Genomic DNA, 14,878 nt, shown 5'->3' with positions numbered 1-14,878 from the left:
TCCCCGCGACGTAGGGTGAGGCAATGGGCATGCTCTGCGCGGTCAGCTTCCAGCGGTACGGGCGTCTCTACTACCTCGACCCAGGCGAGCTGCGCCCCCAGGTGGGCGACAAGGTGCTGGTACCCACCGACGACGGTCCCGAGGTGGCGGAGTGCGTGTGGGCGGCCCAGTGGGTCACCGAGGAGACCGCGGGCTTCCCCCGACTGGCCGGGCTGGCGCAGGAGGAGGACCTGCGGCGCGACGAGGATCTGCGGCGGCGCAAGGCCGAGGCGAAGGTAGCGGCCAAGCGGCTGATCCGCGAGCACGGACTGCCGATGAAGGTGGTGGCGGTCGACCACGTGCTCGGCAACGGCGAGGGCGGCGGCGAGCGCAGCACGATCTACTTCACCGCCCCGCACCGGGTGGACTTCCGCTCCCTGGTCCGCGATCTCGGCGCGACCCTGCACTGCCGGGTCGAGCTGCGTCAGCTCTCGGCCCGCGACTCCGCGCGGGTGCAGGGTGGCATCGGCTCCTGCGGGCGGGATCTGTGCTGCGCCACGTTCCTCAACGACTTCGAGCCGGTCACCATCCGGATGGCCAAGGACCAGGATCTTCCGCTCAACCCGCTGCGCATCTCCGGCGCGTGCGGTCGGCTGATGTGCTGCCTCAAGTACGAACATCCCCTGTACGCGAAGTTCGCCGAATCCGCCCCGGCCATCGGCGCCCGGGTCACCACGCCGGACGGCGAGGGCCGCGTGGTCGGCCACAGCGTCCCGAGGGACGCCGTCACCGTCCGCCTCGACGCCGACGGCTCCCGCTCCAGGTGCTCCCGCGCCGACGTCTGCGGCCCCCGCCGCGCCCACGACACCCGCTAACCCACCCCACCCACTCCACCCCCCGCCGGTCCGCGTTGATCATGAGGTTAACGGCAGTTTCAGAGATCTACATCGCCGCTAACCTCATGATCAACGGCATGGGTGGGGTGGTCAGGTGAGGGTGATGGGGGGTTCGGCCAGGCGGGGGATCAACGGGGCGGTGGGGGTTAGCCAGGAGGAGTCGGGGGACTGGTCGGGGTTGATGCGCCAGTCGCGGGCGACCCGGTCGACGGCGATGGGGTAGAGGGTGAGGGTGCCGTCGGGATCGATGCGCATCCTGACGAAGCCCTTGGCGTCCTCGATGCCCTGCCCGGCGAACAGCTCGTTGACGTTCACCCCGAAGGCGCTCGCGAGCAGCAGGTACGCGGCCACCAACTGGCTGGCCACCAACCCGATCACCGGCAGGTAGACCACTGCCGCCGCCACCGCGGGCAGCGGCCAGGACCAGTCGTGGAACGGCAGCGCGAGCCAGGCCCAGGTGCCGGCGGCGGCCAGCCCGACGTGCGCCAGCCCGTGCCCGACGCCGAGGATCCAGTGCCGGGCGTGGCGCTTGCCGCTGGAACTGGGCGGTTTCGCGAACATCGCCGCCGCGAGCACCGTGACCAGCACCATCATCACCAGCGGCACACTGAACAGCCGCTGTTCGGAGGCCTCGGACCGGAAATCGGCCACCCCGGCCATGGAGAGCATCAGCAGGGTTTGCAGCACCCCCAGCAACGTCGAGAAGCCCGGGTTGCGGCGCGGCAGCCGGGCGAAGATTCCCCAGCCGTACCGGCGGGAGCGGGCGGCGTCGGGGTAGCGGCCCGCCAACTCGTACGTCCGGGACGGGCTGGACCGGCGGGCCAGGGTGTCGGGCGGTGGCACCTGGATGCGCTCGGGCAGCTTGTGCGTCGGGTACAGGTAGGCGCCGCCGCTGCCGGAGGTGACCAGCTGCCGTCCGTCCGGCCCGGTGTACCGCGCGTAGTGGTGCAGGTCGCCGGAGATGAGCAGCCGAACCTGGGCGCCGGTGGGCGCGACGATGGTGCGGATGAAGTAGTCGATCGAGTCGTACGCGGTGGGCCGGTCGACGGCCTTGACCCAGGCCGGAGCCGGCACCGCAAGGATCACCCGACTCTGCGGTCCGAGCCGCTTCGCCACCGCGTCGAAGTAGGTGAGCTGCGGGTCGTCGACGTACGAGCCGGACTGGTCGTCGAGGCCGAGCAGCCACCAGTCGGCCGGCAGCTCGACCGCGAAGTACGACCGGGACTGGCCGGTACACCAGCCGCCGAAGTGCCGGTCCCGGGTACGGACGAACAGCCGCAGGAACGCGGTGAGCCCGTCGTACCAGTCGTGGTTGCCGGGCACCGCGAAGATCGTCGGCTGCTCCGCCGGAGTGGCCGGCAGTGCCGCCTGGTACGGCCCCTTGCACCGGTCCTCGTACGCCGCGTACTCCGCCGACGGGTAGACCTGGTCGCCACCCATCACCAGGGTCTGTGCCCGGGGCAGCCGGTGCCCGTCCACCGTGATCTCCCGCTGGGCGAGCAGGTACGCCACCGAATAGGTGGCGTCGAACCCGTCACCCAGATCGGCCACGTAGTCCAGCCAGAGCCCGCCGTCCGGCCCCACCTGCCGGGAGATCTCCGCGTCCAGCGCCTTCTGGAGCTCCCGCTTGTCCAGGTACGCACCGAACAGCATCGCCAGCAGCGTCCGCAGGCCGGTGCTGATCAGCAGGAACGGCGCGAGCCACGGCACCGGCTTGCGGGGCGTGAAGCCCAGCTCCAGCGGATCGGTGCTGCGGGGCCGCCGAGCCTGTCGACCGCCGGCGGCCTCCCCGGCGTACGACCCTGGCGGCGGCGTCCGGTCGCGGGACGGCGGCCCGACATCGCCCGGTTCGTCGTGAGAGGTGTGATCGTCGGTCATTCGCCGCAGCGTAGTGCGACCCGGGTGACCCGACGACCCCGGAAACGCCCCGGGCGTCCGGTTCGTTCGACCCGGCGGCCAATCCCGCTCGGCCCCGCAGCGGTGCGTGCCGTACACTTGACCACCGTTGCCGCCTTAGCTCAGTCGGCAGAGCGACGCACTCGTAATGCGTAGGTCGACGGTTCGATTCCGTCAGGCGGCTCGGTACGCAAGCCCAGGTCATCGGCCTGGGCTTCGCCGTCTTTCAGGTCAGCCGCTGCCGGTTGCGCTGCGGCTGTCCGTCCCGGAGCGTGCGGCTCAGCGCGTGGACCGCTTGGCCTTGCCGATCGGGCCGAGGTGGGTGTGTTCGAAGCCCTCGGTGGTCTTGAGGCCGTAGCCGAGGGCGCGGTCGACGGCGATGTGGAAGACCCACGCGATGGCGAGGACGCCGAGCCAGTCGATCGGCTCCCGGAATGCGGCGAGGGCCACCGCGACCGCGCCGAGCAGCGCCGGCAGCGCGTAGGAGTGCACCAGGTTGTAGCAGAAGGCACCCACGTGCGGGCCGCGCAGATAGCCGACCATCGACAGGTCGAAGATCAGGAACAGGGCGAGCAGCCACCACCACGCGTACCCGACGGCGACGATCACCACGACGGCGAAGGCCGCCACCACGACGCCCTCGATGCGCTGTGTCTGGACCGGGTTCAACATCCGACATCTCCAAGCTGGCGGTTCAGGGGTCACAGCCAGTCGTGCTCGCGGGCGTAGCGCGCGGCCTCGTGGCGGGTGTGGGTCTGGGTCTTCTGCATGGCGTTGGAGAGGTAGTTACGCACGGTGCCCTGGGCGAGGTGGAGCCGGGCGGCGATGTCGGCGACCGAGTAGCCCTCGCTCGTCACCCGCAGAACGTCGAGTTCCCGCTCGGTGAGCGGACAGTCGTCGACGATGGCGAGCGCGGACACGTCGGGGTCGATCCACCGTCGACCCGCGTGCAGGTCGGTGATGACCGAGGCGATGTGGGCGGGCTCGGCCGACTTGCTGACGAAACCCTGGACGCCGAGTTTCAGCGCCTTGCGCAGCACGCCGGGCCGGGCATGTCGGGTCAGCATGAGGACCACCTGCTCCGGCCGGACGCGGCGGATCTGCGTGATGGCGCCGAGGCCGTCGGTGCCGGGCATCTCCAGGTCGATGACCAGCACGTCGGGCCGGTGTCGCAGGGTGGCCTCGACGGCGGTCTCGCCGTTGGTCGCCTCGGCGACGATGTCGATGTCGCCTTCGAGCGGCAGCAGCGCCGCCAGCGCCTTGCGCAGCAGGGCCTCGTCGTCGGCGAGCACGATGGTGGTGGTCATCGCTGATCCTCCGCAGCGCCGCCGGTGGCGGCATCGGCACGGGCGGCCGGAAACCTCGCGGCGGTTCGGAAGCGCCCGTCCTGCTGTTCCACGGCCAACTCGCCGCCGTCGGCTGCCAGCCGTTGCCGGAGGTTGGACAGCCCTCTGAGCTCGGGCAGCGTGTCGCCGCTCACGCCGTCGTTGACGATCGAGATGCCGGCTTCGGAGAGCGTGATCCGCACCTGGGTGGCCTGGGCGTGGCGCAGGATGTTCGTGGTGGTCTCGCGCAGGACCTGGCCGAGCAGTTCGCTGCTGCGCGGGTCCACCTCGGCCTCCCGGGTCACCCGGACCCGGATGCCCGCCGCCTCGAACAGGTTCTTCGCGTTCTCGAGTTCCGCCGAGAGGTTGAGTCGGCGCTGCGCGTACGCCAGTTCCTTGGTCTGGGTGATGGTGTCGCTCACCAGCGCGTACGTCTCCCGCAGTTCCTTCTCTGCTCGGTCGGTGTCGCGGCGCATCAGCTTCTGCGCCAGTGCGATCTTCAGCTTGACCACGTGCAGAGTGTGGCCCTGGATGTCGTGCAGGTCGCTGGCGAAGCGGACGCGTTCGCGGATGACCGCCAGCTCCGCCTCGCGCTCCCGGGCGTGATCCAGCTCCCGGATGAGGTCGTAGAAGCGCTCGCCGACGATCGTCAGGACGGTCACCAGGACGGTGAGGCCCGTCGGGACGAGGACGTAGGTGATCAGGACGCCGCGGACGTCGTCCTGATCGACCAGGAACCGCATCGCGCCGACGGCGGCGACGTAGCTGAACAGCCCGACCGCTGCCAGGGTCCGGCGTCGTACCTCGCGGAGGGCGAGAGACCCGACCGCGCAGATGCCCCAGTAGGCGTTGGGGCTGCCGGTCAGCAGCACCCCGAGCGGCCACACCACAGCACCGACGATCGTGCAGGGCAGGGCGACCCGGGCGAGGTCGTCCGCCGTCCAGCGTTCGAAGGCCACCACCGCCGCCACGGCACCCGGGGCCAGGACGACGAGATGCCACCAGGTGTGCGCGTCGGTGGCCAGGAGAACCACCGCGGCGAACACGACCGGCGGAAGTGACGTGAGGAGATTGATCCGGCGCAGCCGCTTCTGCGTCGTCTTGGTGAAGGCCGGCGATCTCGCGGTCACCCAGCCAGTATTCCCACGTCCAGGTGGGGCGGGCAGTGACACCACGTCACATGTACCCGTGACGTGGCGCCACTGAGCGATCGCCGCGACCGCTGCTGTCATTGGGGCATGTCCACGACACCAGTGATCGAAGTCGAACGGCTCAACGTGAAGTACGGCGACTTCCACGCCGTGAAGGATCTTTCCTTCGAGGTCCGGCGCGGCGAACTGTACGCGCTGCTCGGCACGAACGGGGCGGGGAAGACCTCGGCCCTGGAGACCGTCGAGGGCCACCGGACGCCGACCTCAGGCACCGTGCGCGTCTTCGGGCACCAACCGGGTGACCGTCGGGCGGTCCGCCCCCGGATGGGCGTCATGCTCCAGGAGAGTGGTTTCTCCCCGGACCTCACGGTTCGTGAGTCGGTCCGGCTGATCGGCACCCTGACCCGGCGGACCGACGATGTCGACCGGGTGCTCGACATCGTCGATCTCACCGGCAAGGCCGGCTGGAAGGTTTCCCAGCTCTCCGGCGGGGAGAAGCGGCGGCTGGACTTCGCCACCGCCGTCTACGGCACCCCGGAGCTGATCTTCTTGGACGAGCCGACCACCGGCCTGGACGTCCAGTCCCGTGACCACCTGTGGATGACGGTGGACCGCCTCCGGGAGAACGGCGCGACGATCGTGCTGACCACGCACTACCTGGAGGAGGCGCAGCAGCGCGCCGACCGGATCGGGCTCATGCACGAGGGCACCTTCCACCGGGAGGGCACCGTCTCCGAGCTGACCCGCACGCTGCCGGCCGTCATCCGCTTCTCGCTGCCGCCGACGGCGCCGGCGCTGCCGGTGCGGGCCGCCACGGACGGCGACGGCAGGGTCGTGATCGAGACCTTCGATCTGCAGAAGGACCTGCACGTCCTGCTCGCCTGGGCGCAGGACCACGCCGTGGAGCTGCGGGACCTGGAGGCCGGACCGACCCGACTCGACAACGTCTTCCGCGCCATCAGCGGCTGAATCGTCTCCCCGAGAGGAATCCTTCCCGTGTTCCCCATCGCCTTCAGCGAGTTGATCCAGATCTTCCGGAACCGGCTGGTGCTGGTCACCAGCTTCATCATCCCGGTGGTCGTCTCCGCGTACTTCGTCCGTCAGCACGAGACCTTCGCCGCCCTCGGCAGCCTCGGCTACATCGCGGCGATCGTGCTGTTCACCGTGGCCGCGTTCGGGCTCTACGCCACGACCGTGACCACCCTGGCGTCCCGGCGGCAGAACCTCTTCCTCAAGCGGCTGCGCTCCACGGCCATCGGGGACGCCGGCATCCTCGCCGGCCTGCTGCTGCCCGCCACCGTCGTCGCGCTGGTGCAGGTGGCCGCGATCCTGACCGCCCTGGCCATGGTCGCCGGCGGGCCGGCCAACGTGCCCCTGCTGGTGGTGGCGATCGTCGCGACCGTGGCCATGCTGATCGGCCTGGGTCTGGCCACCGCCGGCCTGACGAACTCACCCGAGCACGCCCAGGTCACCACCCTGCCCGTCACCCTCGGCGTGATCGGCGTGGCCAGTTGGGTGGGCGTCACCGGCACCGAGAATCTCGCCCTGCTCAAGCGGCTGCTGCCCGGTGGTTCCGCCACCGAGATGGTGATGAACGCCTGGAACGGTGGCGTCGCCGTGACCGACTCCCTGCTCCTGCTGGCCCCGACGCTGGGCTGGGTCGTGATCGCCGTCGTGGCGGCCACCCGCCTGTTCAAGTGGGAACCCCGCCGCTGAGGGTGGCGAGCGGCACCGAGGTGCGCGCGACACCCCGACCAGAACCGCGCACCGCGCGGGAAGACGTACGACAAAGGAGTGACCGTGACCGCAGAAACGTCGCAACCCGGCTCACCGACTCTGGTGGAGGACCTGCTGCTTCTACTGTTCCAGCCGTGGTCGGGCACCATCGCCGGAGAGAACACCCTCTTCTATGTCCTCGCCGGGGCCGTACTCGCGGATCTCGCCCTCGCCGACCGGGTGACGATGGCGGACCGACGCAAGGTGCAGACCGTCGAGGGGCAGGCACCGTCGGAGGAGTTGCTCCGGTCGGCGTGGGACTACGTCTCCGAGAAGCCCCGCGGCGTCCAGACGGTGCTCGCCGCCATCGGCCCGCACCTGCGCAAGCCGGTGTTGGAGCGGCTCGTCGAACGCGGCGACATCCGGCGGGAGGAGCGTAAGGTGCTCGGCCTGTTCCGTACGACCGCGCTGCGCGACGGCGGCAACGGACGCCGGGCGCGCCTGCTGGAGGAGGTCCGGCAGGTGCTCGTGGACGGCACGGAACCGTCGGCCCGGATGGCCGCGCTCGCGGCACTGCTGTCGGGCAGCGGAACGTTGCCCCAGTTCTACCGCGACATCCCGTGGACCACACCGGTGATCGAACGCGCCAAGGAACTCGAACAGGGCAACTGGGGAGCCGGTGCCGCAGCGGAAGCCGTGACCCGGACCATGACCGCAACCGTCGTCAACAGTGTCATCGTCACCACCACGGTGATCCCCCGCAGCTAGCACACCCCTCCGCCGCCGGCCCCCGTGCAGCCCCGGCCTGCAACTTCGCGGATGTTGTCGTGTCTGGACGGGCCGCAGGCAGCAACATCACCGAAGTTGCTGCCTGCGAGCCGGCGGCGTCGGGTGGCGGTCGACGAGGCGGGTCAGGTGTAGAGGGTGGCGGCGTACTGGGGGCCGTAGTGACGCTCCAGGTCGGCGAGGGTGGCCGCCGGGGCCTCGACCTCCTTGACCAGGCGGGCCCGGCTGGGCAGCGGGTCCGGTGGCCAGGTCTCCGGCTGCCACAGTTGGGACCGCAGGAACGCCTTCGCACAGTGGTAGAAGATCTGCTCGATCTCGACCAGCACGGCGAGCACCGGCCGGTGCCCCTTGACCACCATGTCGTCGAACCAGGGCGCGTCCCGCAGCAATCGGGCCCGGCCGTTGATCCGCAGGGTGTCGGTGCGCCCGGGAATGAGGAAGATCAGGCCGACGTGCGGGTTGGCCAGGATGTTGCGGTAGCCGTCGGCGCGCTTGTTGCCGGGACGCTCCGGGATGGCGATGGTCCGGTCGTCGAGCACGTGCGCGAAACCCGCCGGGTCGCCCTTGGGGGAGACGTCGCAGGTGCCGTCCGCGCCGGCGGTGGCCACCAGGCAGAACGGCGATGCGGCGAGCCACTGCCGGTCACGCTCGTGCAGTCGGGTGCGCTCCTTGGCGATCGCGCGGGGTGCCGGGGTGCCGAGCAGGTCGGTCAATTCCGCTGCGGATGTGATCTCCACCGTCACTGGGTGCCTCCCCGTGGAGTTGACCGTGGTGGCAGCACCCGGGCGGGAAACCGCCACGGTCAGTCTAGTCGCGCACGACCGTCAGGTTTGTCCCCCGGTGCCCGGGGGTACCGACCCACGGAGTGCTTTCGAACAGCAGTGGAGGCCCGGAGATGGAGAGTCGACTCAAGATCCTGGGGCACCCCGTCCATCCGATGCTTGTGATGTTTCCCTTCGCCCTACTGGTCACCGCCGTGCTCTTCGACGTCATCGACACGGTCGGCGGGCCGGACTTCCTCGGCGAGGTGGCGTACTGGAACCTCACCGTCGGCCTGATCGGCGGCCTGCTGGCGGCGGCGGCCGGCACGTTCGACCTGCTGGCCATCCCCTCCGGAACCCGAGCCAAGCGGGTGGCGCTCATCCACGCCGTCGCGAACGTCGCGGTGATCCTGCTCTTCGCCGCCGTCTGGGTGGTGCGGCTCAACGCCGACTCGCGGGGGGCGGGTGGGGCACTGATCGCCATCGAGGTGGTGGCGCTGGGCATTCTCGGGGTCAGCGGCTGGCTGGGCGGTGAACTCGTCGACCGGCTCGGCGTCGGGGTCGACCGGGAGGCCAACCTCGACGCGCCGAGCTCGTTGCGGCCGGCAGCCGCCAGTCAACGAATGGGAGACGCGCGATGACCAGGCCGGGACGCGGTTGGCGGGGCGGCCAGCAGGGCTGGGACCCGATGGGCGAGCTGCAGTCGCTGCGGGCCGAGCTGAGCCGGCTGGTCGGCGGCCGTCCAGGGCCGCCCGAGGTGGAGCTAGGCGAGACCAGCGACGGCTGGGAGGTGGTCGTCCGGCTGCCCGGCGTCGCCCCGGAGGAGGTCGCGGTGGAGCTGGACGACCGCGAGCTGTGCGTACGGGCGCGGACGGAGGCCGAGGTCAACGCCGACCATGGCATTCCCGGCGGGTTCGAGACCCGGGGCTTCGAGTACCGCGTGCAACTGCCGTCGCGGGTGGACCCCGAGGCGATCGACGCGGTGATGGACCACGGTCTGCTGCGGGTACGGCTGCCCCGGGCGAACCGGCCCGCACCGCGCACCATCACCGTCGGCCGTACCGGACCGCGTTCGACGAGCCCCTCCGGTGGTGTGCCGAGCAGCGTCGACCCGGCGGCGGACCGGGAACTGCACCAGCCGGACGTCGCTACCGGCGATTCCGGCCGGTAGCGCGCCCGGTGGCTTCGGCCGTGCTGGAAGGGGCCGCCGACCGGGTGCCCGACGTGGCCCGGATCGCCGTGCTGCGCGCCAACGCGCTCGGTGACTTCATCTTCGTACTGCCCGCGCTGGAGGCGCTGCGGGCCGCGTACCCCCAGGCGGAGATCGTGTTGCTCGGCGCGCCCTGGCACGCGCAGCTGTGGCGCGACCGGCCGGGCCCGGTCGACCGGGTACTCGTGGTGCCGCCCGCGCCGGGGATCCGGACGGCGACCGAGGGCGAGCCCGAGTCGAGCATTGTCGACTTCCTGGCCGCCGCCCGCGCGGAACGGTTCGACCTGGCGCTGCAGCTGCATGGCGGCGGCGCCAACTCCAATCCGCTGGTGGCCGCGCTCGGCGCCCGGCTCACCGCCGGCCTACGGGCCGAGGACGCGCCGCCGCTGGACCGCTGGCTGCGGTACGTCTACTACCAGCACGAGGTGATCCGGTACCTGGAGACGGTGGCTCTGGTGGGCGCCGCGGCCACCACGACCATCCCGGCGCTGGCGGTCACCGAGACCGACCGGGCCGAGGCGCGCACCGTGCTCGGCGAGTCGGAACGTCCCCGGGTGGCGCTGCATCCCGGAGCGACGGACACCCGTCGTCGCTGGCCCGCGGACCGCTTCGGGGAGGTGGCCCGGACGCTGCACGCCGACGGGTACGAAATCCTCGTCACCGGCACCCCTGCCGAACGGGACGTGGTGGACCGGGTGGTGGCCACCGCCGGGGTGCCGGTCCGGCCGCAGGTCGGCACGCTCAGCCTGGGTGGGCTGGCCGGTTGTTACGCCGGCTGCGAGCTGGTGGTCTCCAACGACACCGGGCCGCTGCACCTGGCCGCCGCCGTCGGTACGCCGACCGTCGGCATCTTCTGGGTCGGCAACCTGATCACCACCGCTCCCGTGCTGCGGGGCCGGCATCGGCCGATCACCTCGTGGACGGTGCACTGTCCGGTCTGCGGGGTGGACTGCACCCCCGGCATCTACCCGCACCGTCCGGGCGACGGCAACTGCCCGCACCGCGACTCCTTCGTCACGGACGTGCCGGTGGCCGAGGTGGTGGAAGCCGCCCGCGAGCTGCTGTTCCGTTGACGGGTTCCGCCGGCTCAGGTGTCCGGGTCCAGCGAGGCGAGGACGACCTCCCATGCCTCCACGTCGCGTTCGGTGACCGTGGTCGGTGACTCCAGGTGGTAGGCGCCGCTGGGCAGGACGCCGGCACCGCCGTGCCGCGCCAGCACGGCGAGTTGCGCGGCGACGTCCTCGCCCTGGTGCCGCGCCGGTACCCGTCGCCAGAAGCCGAATCCGCCGGCGTCGACGAGCTTGGCCCGGTCGTAGAGCACGCAGCCGCCGATCCAGGACACCTGGTACGCCCGCCAGTCACCGTCGGCGAGCGCCAGCGACGCCGTCACGTGCAGCAGATTCGCCGCGGAGTGGATCTGCGCCCGGTCCCACTCGGGCGTGCCCGGCCGGACCCGCTCGGGCACCGGTCGGCCCGGCCACTCCCGGTAGTGCCGGTGCGTGTCCGGCCGTACGTCGTCAAGGTAGGACAGGCCGTGCACCCCGTTGCCGACGAAGCCGCAGCCCAGCTCGCCGATCGCGGTCACCAGCCGGCGCAGTGTGCCCGGTTCCAGCCAGACGTCGTCGTCGAGGAAGAGGACGTACCGCGCGACGGAGGCGTCGAGCAGGAAGTCGCGGTGCTCGGCGAGCCCGCGTCGGGGCAGTCGCCGGGTCAGCAGCACCGGATGCCCCCGGTGGCGTAGCGCCCGGACCATGGTGGCCGCCGCCGGGTGGAGGTATCCGGGGTCGCCGTCGGACTGGTCGCTGACCACCACGCCGAACCCCGGCACCCCCTCCTGGGCGGCGAGCCCGGAGAGGGTGACGGCGAGTTCGGTGGGCCGGTTGCGGGTCGGGACGAGCACGTCGACCAGCCGGTCGGCGCGGAACTGCGCGGGCGTGCCGGCGTCGAGGGGTCGGTTCACGGCGCCTTGCCGGTCAGCGGCGGCGCGTCCGCTCCGGTCGTGGCGGCGGTTCCGGTGCCGGTCGCGCCGGACGTCTCCACCGCCGGGGTGGGAGCGGCCTGCGCGTCGGTCGCGCCCTCCTGCCCGTACGCGCGGATCCGGTCGATGATCGCCGAGGTGGAGCGGTCCGGCACGTACCCCAGGGTGCGTACCTGGCCGCCCAGCCGTTGCACCAGCGGCGCCTCCGGCACCAGCTCGGGCGGGTAGTCGCCGCCCTTGACGTAGACGTCCGGCCGGACGGCCTCGATGAGGGCGGCCGGGGAATCCTCCTCGAACACCACCACGTGATCGACGCAGGTCAGCGCGGCGAGCAGGGCGGCCCGGTCCTCGATCGGGTTCACCGGCCGGTCCGCACCCTTCAACCGGCGTACGCTGCCGTCGGAGTTGACCGCCACCACCAGCAGGTCGCCGAGGGCGCGGGCCTGCTCCAGGTACCGCACGTGCCCCCGGTGCAGCACGTCGAAGCAGCCGTTGGTGAAGACGATCGAGCGGCCGGCCCGCCGGTGTTCGGCGACGATCTCCGTCAGGTGCCCGGTGTCGACGAGTACCTGCCGGTCGTCGGCTGCCGGTCGGCCCAGGGCGGCCAGCAGGTCCTCGCGGCGGCACACGCAGGTGCCGGTGCCGGCGACGGTGCTCGTCGCGGCGAGCTGGGCAAGTTGCGCGGCGGTGGACAGCGGGGCGTCGGCGGCCAGCGCGAGGGTCATCGCGGCCAGGTAGGCGTCACCGGCACCGACGGCGTGGCTGGCGGGCACGGGTGTGCTGTGACTGCGGGCGGGCGCACCGTCGACACCGCCGACCACCGCGCCCTCGGTGTCCAGAGTCACCGCGACCACGGCCGCGCCGGTGTGGGCACGCAGCTCGGCGAGCCGGGACTCGGCCAGGACGGCCCGGTCCACGCCGGCACCGACCTCGGCGTTCACGGTCACCCCCGTGCCGGTCACGCTGAGCCCGTCGCGGGTCATCGCCACCCGACTCTCGCCCGGAGTCGGCTCGCCGGTGGGCCCGTCGGTACGCCGCATCCCGGCCGCACCCGGAGCCGTGCCGACGGTCAGTTCGGACGGCCCGTCGGCCGGGTCGACCTCGGGATGCTCCAGGTGCAGCTCGCGGCCACCGGCGGCCGGCGAGGCACCGGTACCGACCGGGTCAGCGGCCGTCGCCGGGTTCGTGGTCGGCCGGATCGTGCCCGCCCGGGCGAGCAGGCGGGTGGCCTCGGCGAAGCTCGGGGTCACCACGGTCGGGGCGAGCCCCCGCCAGTCGGCGAGGTCGTGGGCGTCGAGCGCGACCGTGGCGTACCGGTCCCGGTGCTCGACCAGCCAGGCGCGTACCGGCGCGGGCAGCGCGCCCAGACCGTAGTCGCAGACCACCAGGGCCGGTTTCTCGCCTCCGCTGGCGGCCCGCAGTTCCGCACTCGCACAGTCCAGGGCGGTGAGCAGGCAGTCCACTCCCAGGTCGCTGAGCGGGTCGTCCGGGTCGCCGGAGTCCTCCCGCAGCAGGATCTGGTCGCCGGCCAGCATCCGACGCTTGACCGGGGTGTAGCGGCCCGGCTGGCTGACCGTGCGGTCCCAGACACCGGCCCGGTCGAGGCAGTCGTGCAGCTCGTCGCCGGCGGCGTCGGCCCCCACGGGAGCCACCAGCACCGAGCGCCCGCCCAGCGTGGCGATGTTGACGGCGGTGTTGGCGGCACCACCCGCCGCCGAGATGCGGCGGCGCAGGGTGAGGACCGGTGCGGGGGCTTCCCGGCACAACCGGTCGGAGTCGGCGAACCGCCACTCGTCGAGCATGGCGTCACCGATAACCAGGACCGGACGCCCGAGCCAGCTCTGCACGACGTCGGCGAGCCGGAGCTGTTCCGCTGCTGCTCGTGCCATGCCGGCGGTTCCCCTCCGGTCGGCGGGGTCAAACCTGCCGGCCGGGCACCCGCTGGCGGCGACGTGCGGTGGGCCACCGTCCAGCCGCGTTTCGTGACGTCGGCACCGGGAACGGATACGGACGTACCCCCGGAAAGGAGAACACTATGGCAGCGACGTTGCAGGGCAAGCGGGTCGCCTTCCTGGCCACCGACGGCGTGGAGGAGGTCGAGTACGTCCAGCCGCGTCAGGCCGTCGAGCAGGCCGGTGCGACCGCCGAGCTGGTGTCGATCAAGCCTGGGAAGATCACCTCCTTCGAGCACCTGGACCCCTCCACCACGTACGAGGTGGACGTGAGCGCGGCCGACGCGGATCCCGCCCGGTACGACGCGCTGGTGCTGCCTGGTGGGGTGGCCAACCCGGACTTCCTGCGTACCGACTCCGACGCCGTCCGGTTCGTGAAGTCGTTCTTCGACGCCGGCAAGCCGGTCGGGGTGATCTGCCACGGCCCGTGGACGCTCGTCGAGGCGGACGTGGTGCGGGGTCGGCGGCTGACCAGTTGGCCCAGCCTGCGTACGGACCTGGTGAATGCCGGCGCGGAATGGGTCGACGAGCAGGTCGTGACCGACAACGGGCTGGTCAGCAGCCGCAAGCCCGACGACCTGCCGGCCTTCTGCGCCAAGATCGTCGAGGAGTTCGCCGAGGGTCGGCACTGATCCGCCGACGGCGCTCGCACGGTGGCCTCGCCCGCCCGGGCGAGGCCACCGTGCTGTCTGGTCACTTCAGGATCAGACGGTTGGTCTGCTCGAAGACGTCCAGGTCGGCCAGGGTCTCCAGGACACTTGCCGAGAGCGGCTGGGGCATCGCCTCGCGGTGGAAAAAGCCCGCGTCGCTTGTCTCGTCGGTGACCCGGGCCAGCCGTCCGTCCCACTCCTCCACCCGGAACGCGGTGGTGAAGATCTGGTAGGTGTGGCCGTACATGTTGGTGTGGGTGCGGTCCGGGCCGGTGTAGAGGGCGAAGGCGCTCACCCGCAGCGCCCGCAGCCCGGTCTCCTCGCGTACCTCCCGCACGGCGCAGTCCGCGATCGACTCGCCCAACTCCATCGCGCCGGCGGGCAGTGCCCACTGCCCGTTGTCGGAGCGGCGGATCAGCAGGATCCGGGCCGAGCTGTCGCGCACCACGGCCCGCGCGCCGACGAACATCAGCGTCCGGTCGCCGGCCAGGGCGCGTAGCTGCCCGACGTACGAATCAGCCCAGGAGATGCTCACCCGGACAATTTACGGGGGTTCCCAACGTGTGACCGGCGACACT

At 71.6% G+C, this 14,878-nt stretch carries 16 protein-coding genes and 1 tRNA gene; 9 read left to right on the top strand and 8 right to left on the bottom strand.

Annotated elements, in window-relative coordinates; genetic code table 11:
• Positions 1 to 23: 23 nt before the first annotated feature.
• A complete protein-coding gene (gene ricT, locus O3597_RS22945; protein WP_281602368.1) occupies positions 24 to 854 on the top strand; it encodes a regulatory iron-sulfur-containing complex subunit RicT in 831 nt (276 codons plus the stop codon).
• Between the two features lie 111 nt (positions 855 to 965).
• On the opposite strand, the gene O3597_RS22940 is transcribed toward ricT, so the two are convergent.
• Positions 966 to 2,753 carry a metallophosphoesterase gene (locus O3597_RS22940; RefSeq protein ID WP_164446450.1) on the bottom strand — a complete coding sequence of 596 codons (1,788 nt, stop codon included), beginning with the start codon at positions 2,751 to 2,753 and terminating at the stop codon, positions 966 to 968.
• A gap of 129 nt (positions 2,754 to 2,882) precedes the next feature.
• Between O3597_RS22940 and O3597_RS22935 the strand changes: the two genes are divergently transcribed.
• A tRNA-Thr gene (locus O3597_RS22935) sits at positions 2,883 to 2,955 on the top strand.
• A gap of 95 nt (positions 2,956 to 3,050) precedes the next feature.
• Here the strand turns inward: O3597_RS22935 and O3597_RS22930 are convergent.
• The 3 genes from O3597_RS22930 to O3597_RS22920 are packed head-to-tail and all read right to left on the bottom strand — an operon-like array spanning position 3,051 to position 5,226.
• Entirely contained in the window at positions 3,051 to 3,443 is a 393-nt protein-coding gene (locus O3597_RS22930; RefSeq protein ID WP_164446444.1) for a DUF4260 domain-containing protein, read from the bottom strand.
• A gap of 29 nt (positions 3,444 to 3,472) precedes the next feature.
• Positions 3,473 to 4,078: a response regulator transcription factor gene (locus tag O3597_RS22925; RefSeq protein WP_164446443.1), complete on the bottom strand. Its 606-nt coding sequence runs from the start codon at positions 4,076 to 4,078 to the stop codon at positions 3,473 to 3,475.
• The gene (locus O3597_RS22920) at positions 4,075 to 5,226 is read right to left on the bottom strand and encodes a histidine kinase (RefSeq protein ID WP_281602367.1); all 1,152 of its coding nucleotides are present in this window, start codon (positions 5,224 to 5,226) and stop codon (positions 4,075 to 4,077) included. Before O3597_RS22920 ends, O3597_RS22925 begins: the two co-directional genes overlap by 4 nt.
• Before the next feature lie 108 nt (positions 5,227 to 5,334).
• On the opposite strand from O3597_RS22920, the gene O3597_RS22915 reads away from it, so the two are divergent.
• The 3 genes from O3597_RS22915 to O3597_RS22905 all read left to right on the top strand — a co-directional run bounded on the left by O3597_RS22915 (position 5,335) and on the right by O3597_RS22905 (position 7,731).
• On the top strand, positions 5,335 to 6,216 hold the full coding sequence (locus tag O3597_RS22915; protein WP_281602366.1) for an ABC transporter ATP-binding protein: 882 nt from the start codon (positions 5,335 to 5,337) through the stop codon (positions 6,214 to 6,216).
• Positions 6,217 to 6,243: 27 nt separating this feature from the next.
• The gene (locus tag O3597_RS22910) at positions 6,244 to 6,963 is read left to right on the top strand and encodes an ABC transporter permease (protein ID WP_281602365.1); all 720 of its coding nucleotides are present in this window, start codon (positions 6,244 to 6,246) and stop codon (positions 6,961 to 6,963) included.
• A gap of 84 nt (positions 6,964 to 7,047) precedes the next feature.
• Complete coding sequence (locus O3597_RS22905; protein WP_281602364.1) at positions 7,048 to 7,731, top strand: GPP34 family phosphoprotein; 684 nt, start codon at positions 7,048 to 7,050, stop codon at positions 7,729 to 7,731.
• A 143-nt stretch (positions 7,732 to 7,874) separates the two neighbouring features.
• On the opposite strand, the gene O3597_RS22900 is transcribed toward O3597_RS22905, so the two are convergent.
• A complete protein-coding gene (locus tag O3597_RS22900) occupies positions 7,875 to 8,492 on the bottom strand; it encodes a pyridoxamine 5'-phosphate oxidase family protein (protein ID WP_281602363.1) in 618 nt (205 codons plus the stop codon).
• A gap of 152 nt (positions 8,493 to 8,644) precedes the next feature.
• Between O3597_RS22900 and O3597_RS22895 the strand changes: the two genes are divergently transcribed.
• Genes O3597_RS22895 through O3597_RS22885 form a run of 3 tightly spaced genes read left to right on the top strand, consistent with a single transcriptional unit; the run spans position 8,645 to position 10,793 of the window.
• The gene (locus tag O3597_RS22895; protein WP_164446438.1) at positions 8,645 to 9,151 is read left to right on the top strand and encodes a DUF2231 domain-containing protein; all 507 of its coding nucleotides are present in this window, start codon (positions 8,645 to 8,647) and stop codon (positions 9,149 to 9,151) included.
• Positions 9,148 to 9,681: an Hsp20/alpha crystallin family protein gene (locus tag O3597_RS22890; protein ID WP_281602362.1), complete on the top strand. Its 534-nt coding sequence runs from the start codon at positions 9,148 to 9,150 to the stop codon at positions 9,679 to 9,681. Before O3597_RS22895 ends, O3597_RS22890 begins: the two co-directional genes overlap by 4 nt.
• 20 nt (positions 9,682 to 9,701) lie before the next feature.
• The gene (locus tag O3597_RS22885; RefSeq protein WP_281602361.1) at positions 9,702 to 10,793 is read left to right on the top strand and encodes a glycosyltransferase family 9 protein; all 1,092 of its coding nucleotides are present in this window, start codon (positions 9,702 to 9,704) and stop codon (positions 10,791 to 10,793) included.
• Positions 10,794 to 10,807: 14 nt separating this feature from the next.
• Here O3597_RS22885 and O3597_RS22880 read toward each other — a convergent pair whose 3' ends face one another.
• Together O3597_RS22880 and rfaE2 are read right to left on the bottom strand one after the other, a co-directional pair.
• Entirely contained in the window at positions 10,808 to 11,680 is an 873-nt protein-coding gene (locus O3597_RS22880; protein WP_281602360.1) for a glycosyltransferase family A protein, read from the bottom strand.
• Positions 11,677 to 13,587 (bottom strand): D-glycero-beta-D-manno-heptose 1-phosphate adenylyltransferase, encoded by a 1,911-nt coding sequence (gene rfaE2 / locus O3597_RS22875; RefSeq protein WP_281602359.1) that lies wholly within the window; start codon positions 13,585 to 13,587, stop codon positions 11,677 to 11,679. Before rfaE2 ends, O3597_RS22880 begins: the two co-directional genes overlap by 4 nt.
• 146 nt (positions 13,588 to 13,733) lie before the next feature.
• On the opposite strand from rfaE2, the gene O3597_RS22870 reads away from it, so the two are divergent.
• Positions 13,734 to 14,282: a type 1 glutamine amidotransferase domain-containing protein gene (locus O3597_RS22870; RefSeq protein WP_281602358.1), complete on the top strand. Its 549-nt coding sequence runs from the start codon at positions 13,734 to 13,736 to the stop codon at positions 14,280 to 14,282.
• 61 nt (positions 14,283 to 14,343) lie between these two features.
• Here O3597_RS22870 and O3597_RS22865 read toward each other — a convergent pair whose 3' ends face one another.
• Positions 14,344 to 14,835, bottom strand: a complete 492-nt coding sequence (locus O3597_RS22865; protein ID WP_281602357.1) for an NUDIX domain-containing protein — start codon at positions 14,833 to 14,835, stop codon at positions 14,344 to 14,346.
• Positions 14,836 to 14,878: the final 43 nt, after the last annotated feature.

This window comes from Verrucosispora sp. WMMA2044, assembly GCF_027497155.1.
In the GTDB taxonomy this organism is placed as follows: Bacteria; Actinomycetota; Actinomycetes; order Mycobacteriales; family Micromonosporaceae; genus Micromonospora; species Micromonospora palythoicola.
This window is presented reverse-complemented; position numbering and strand designations above follow the sequence as displayed.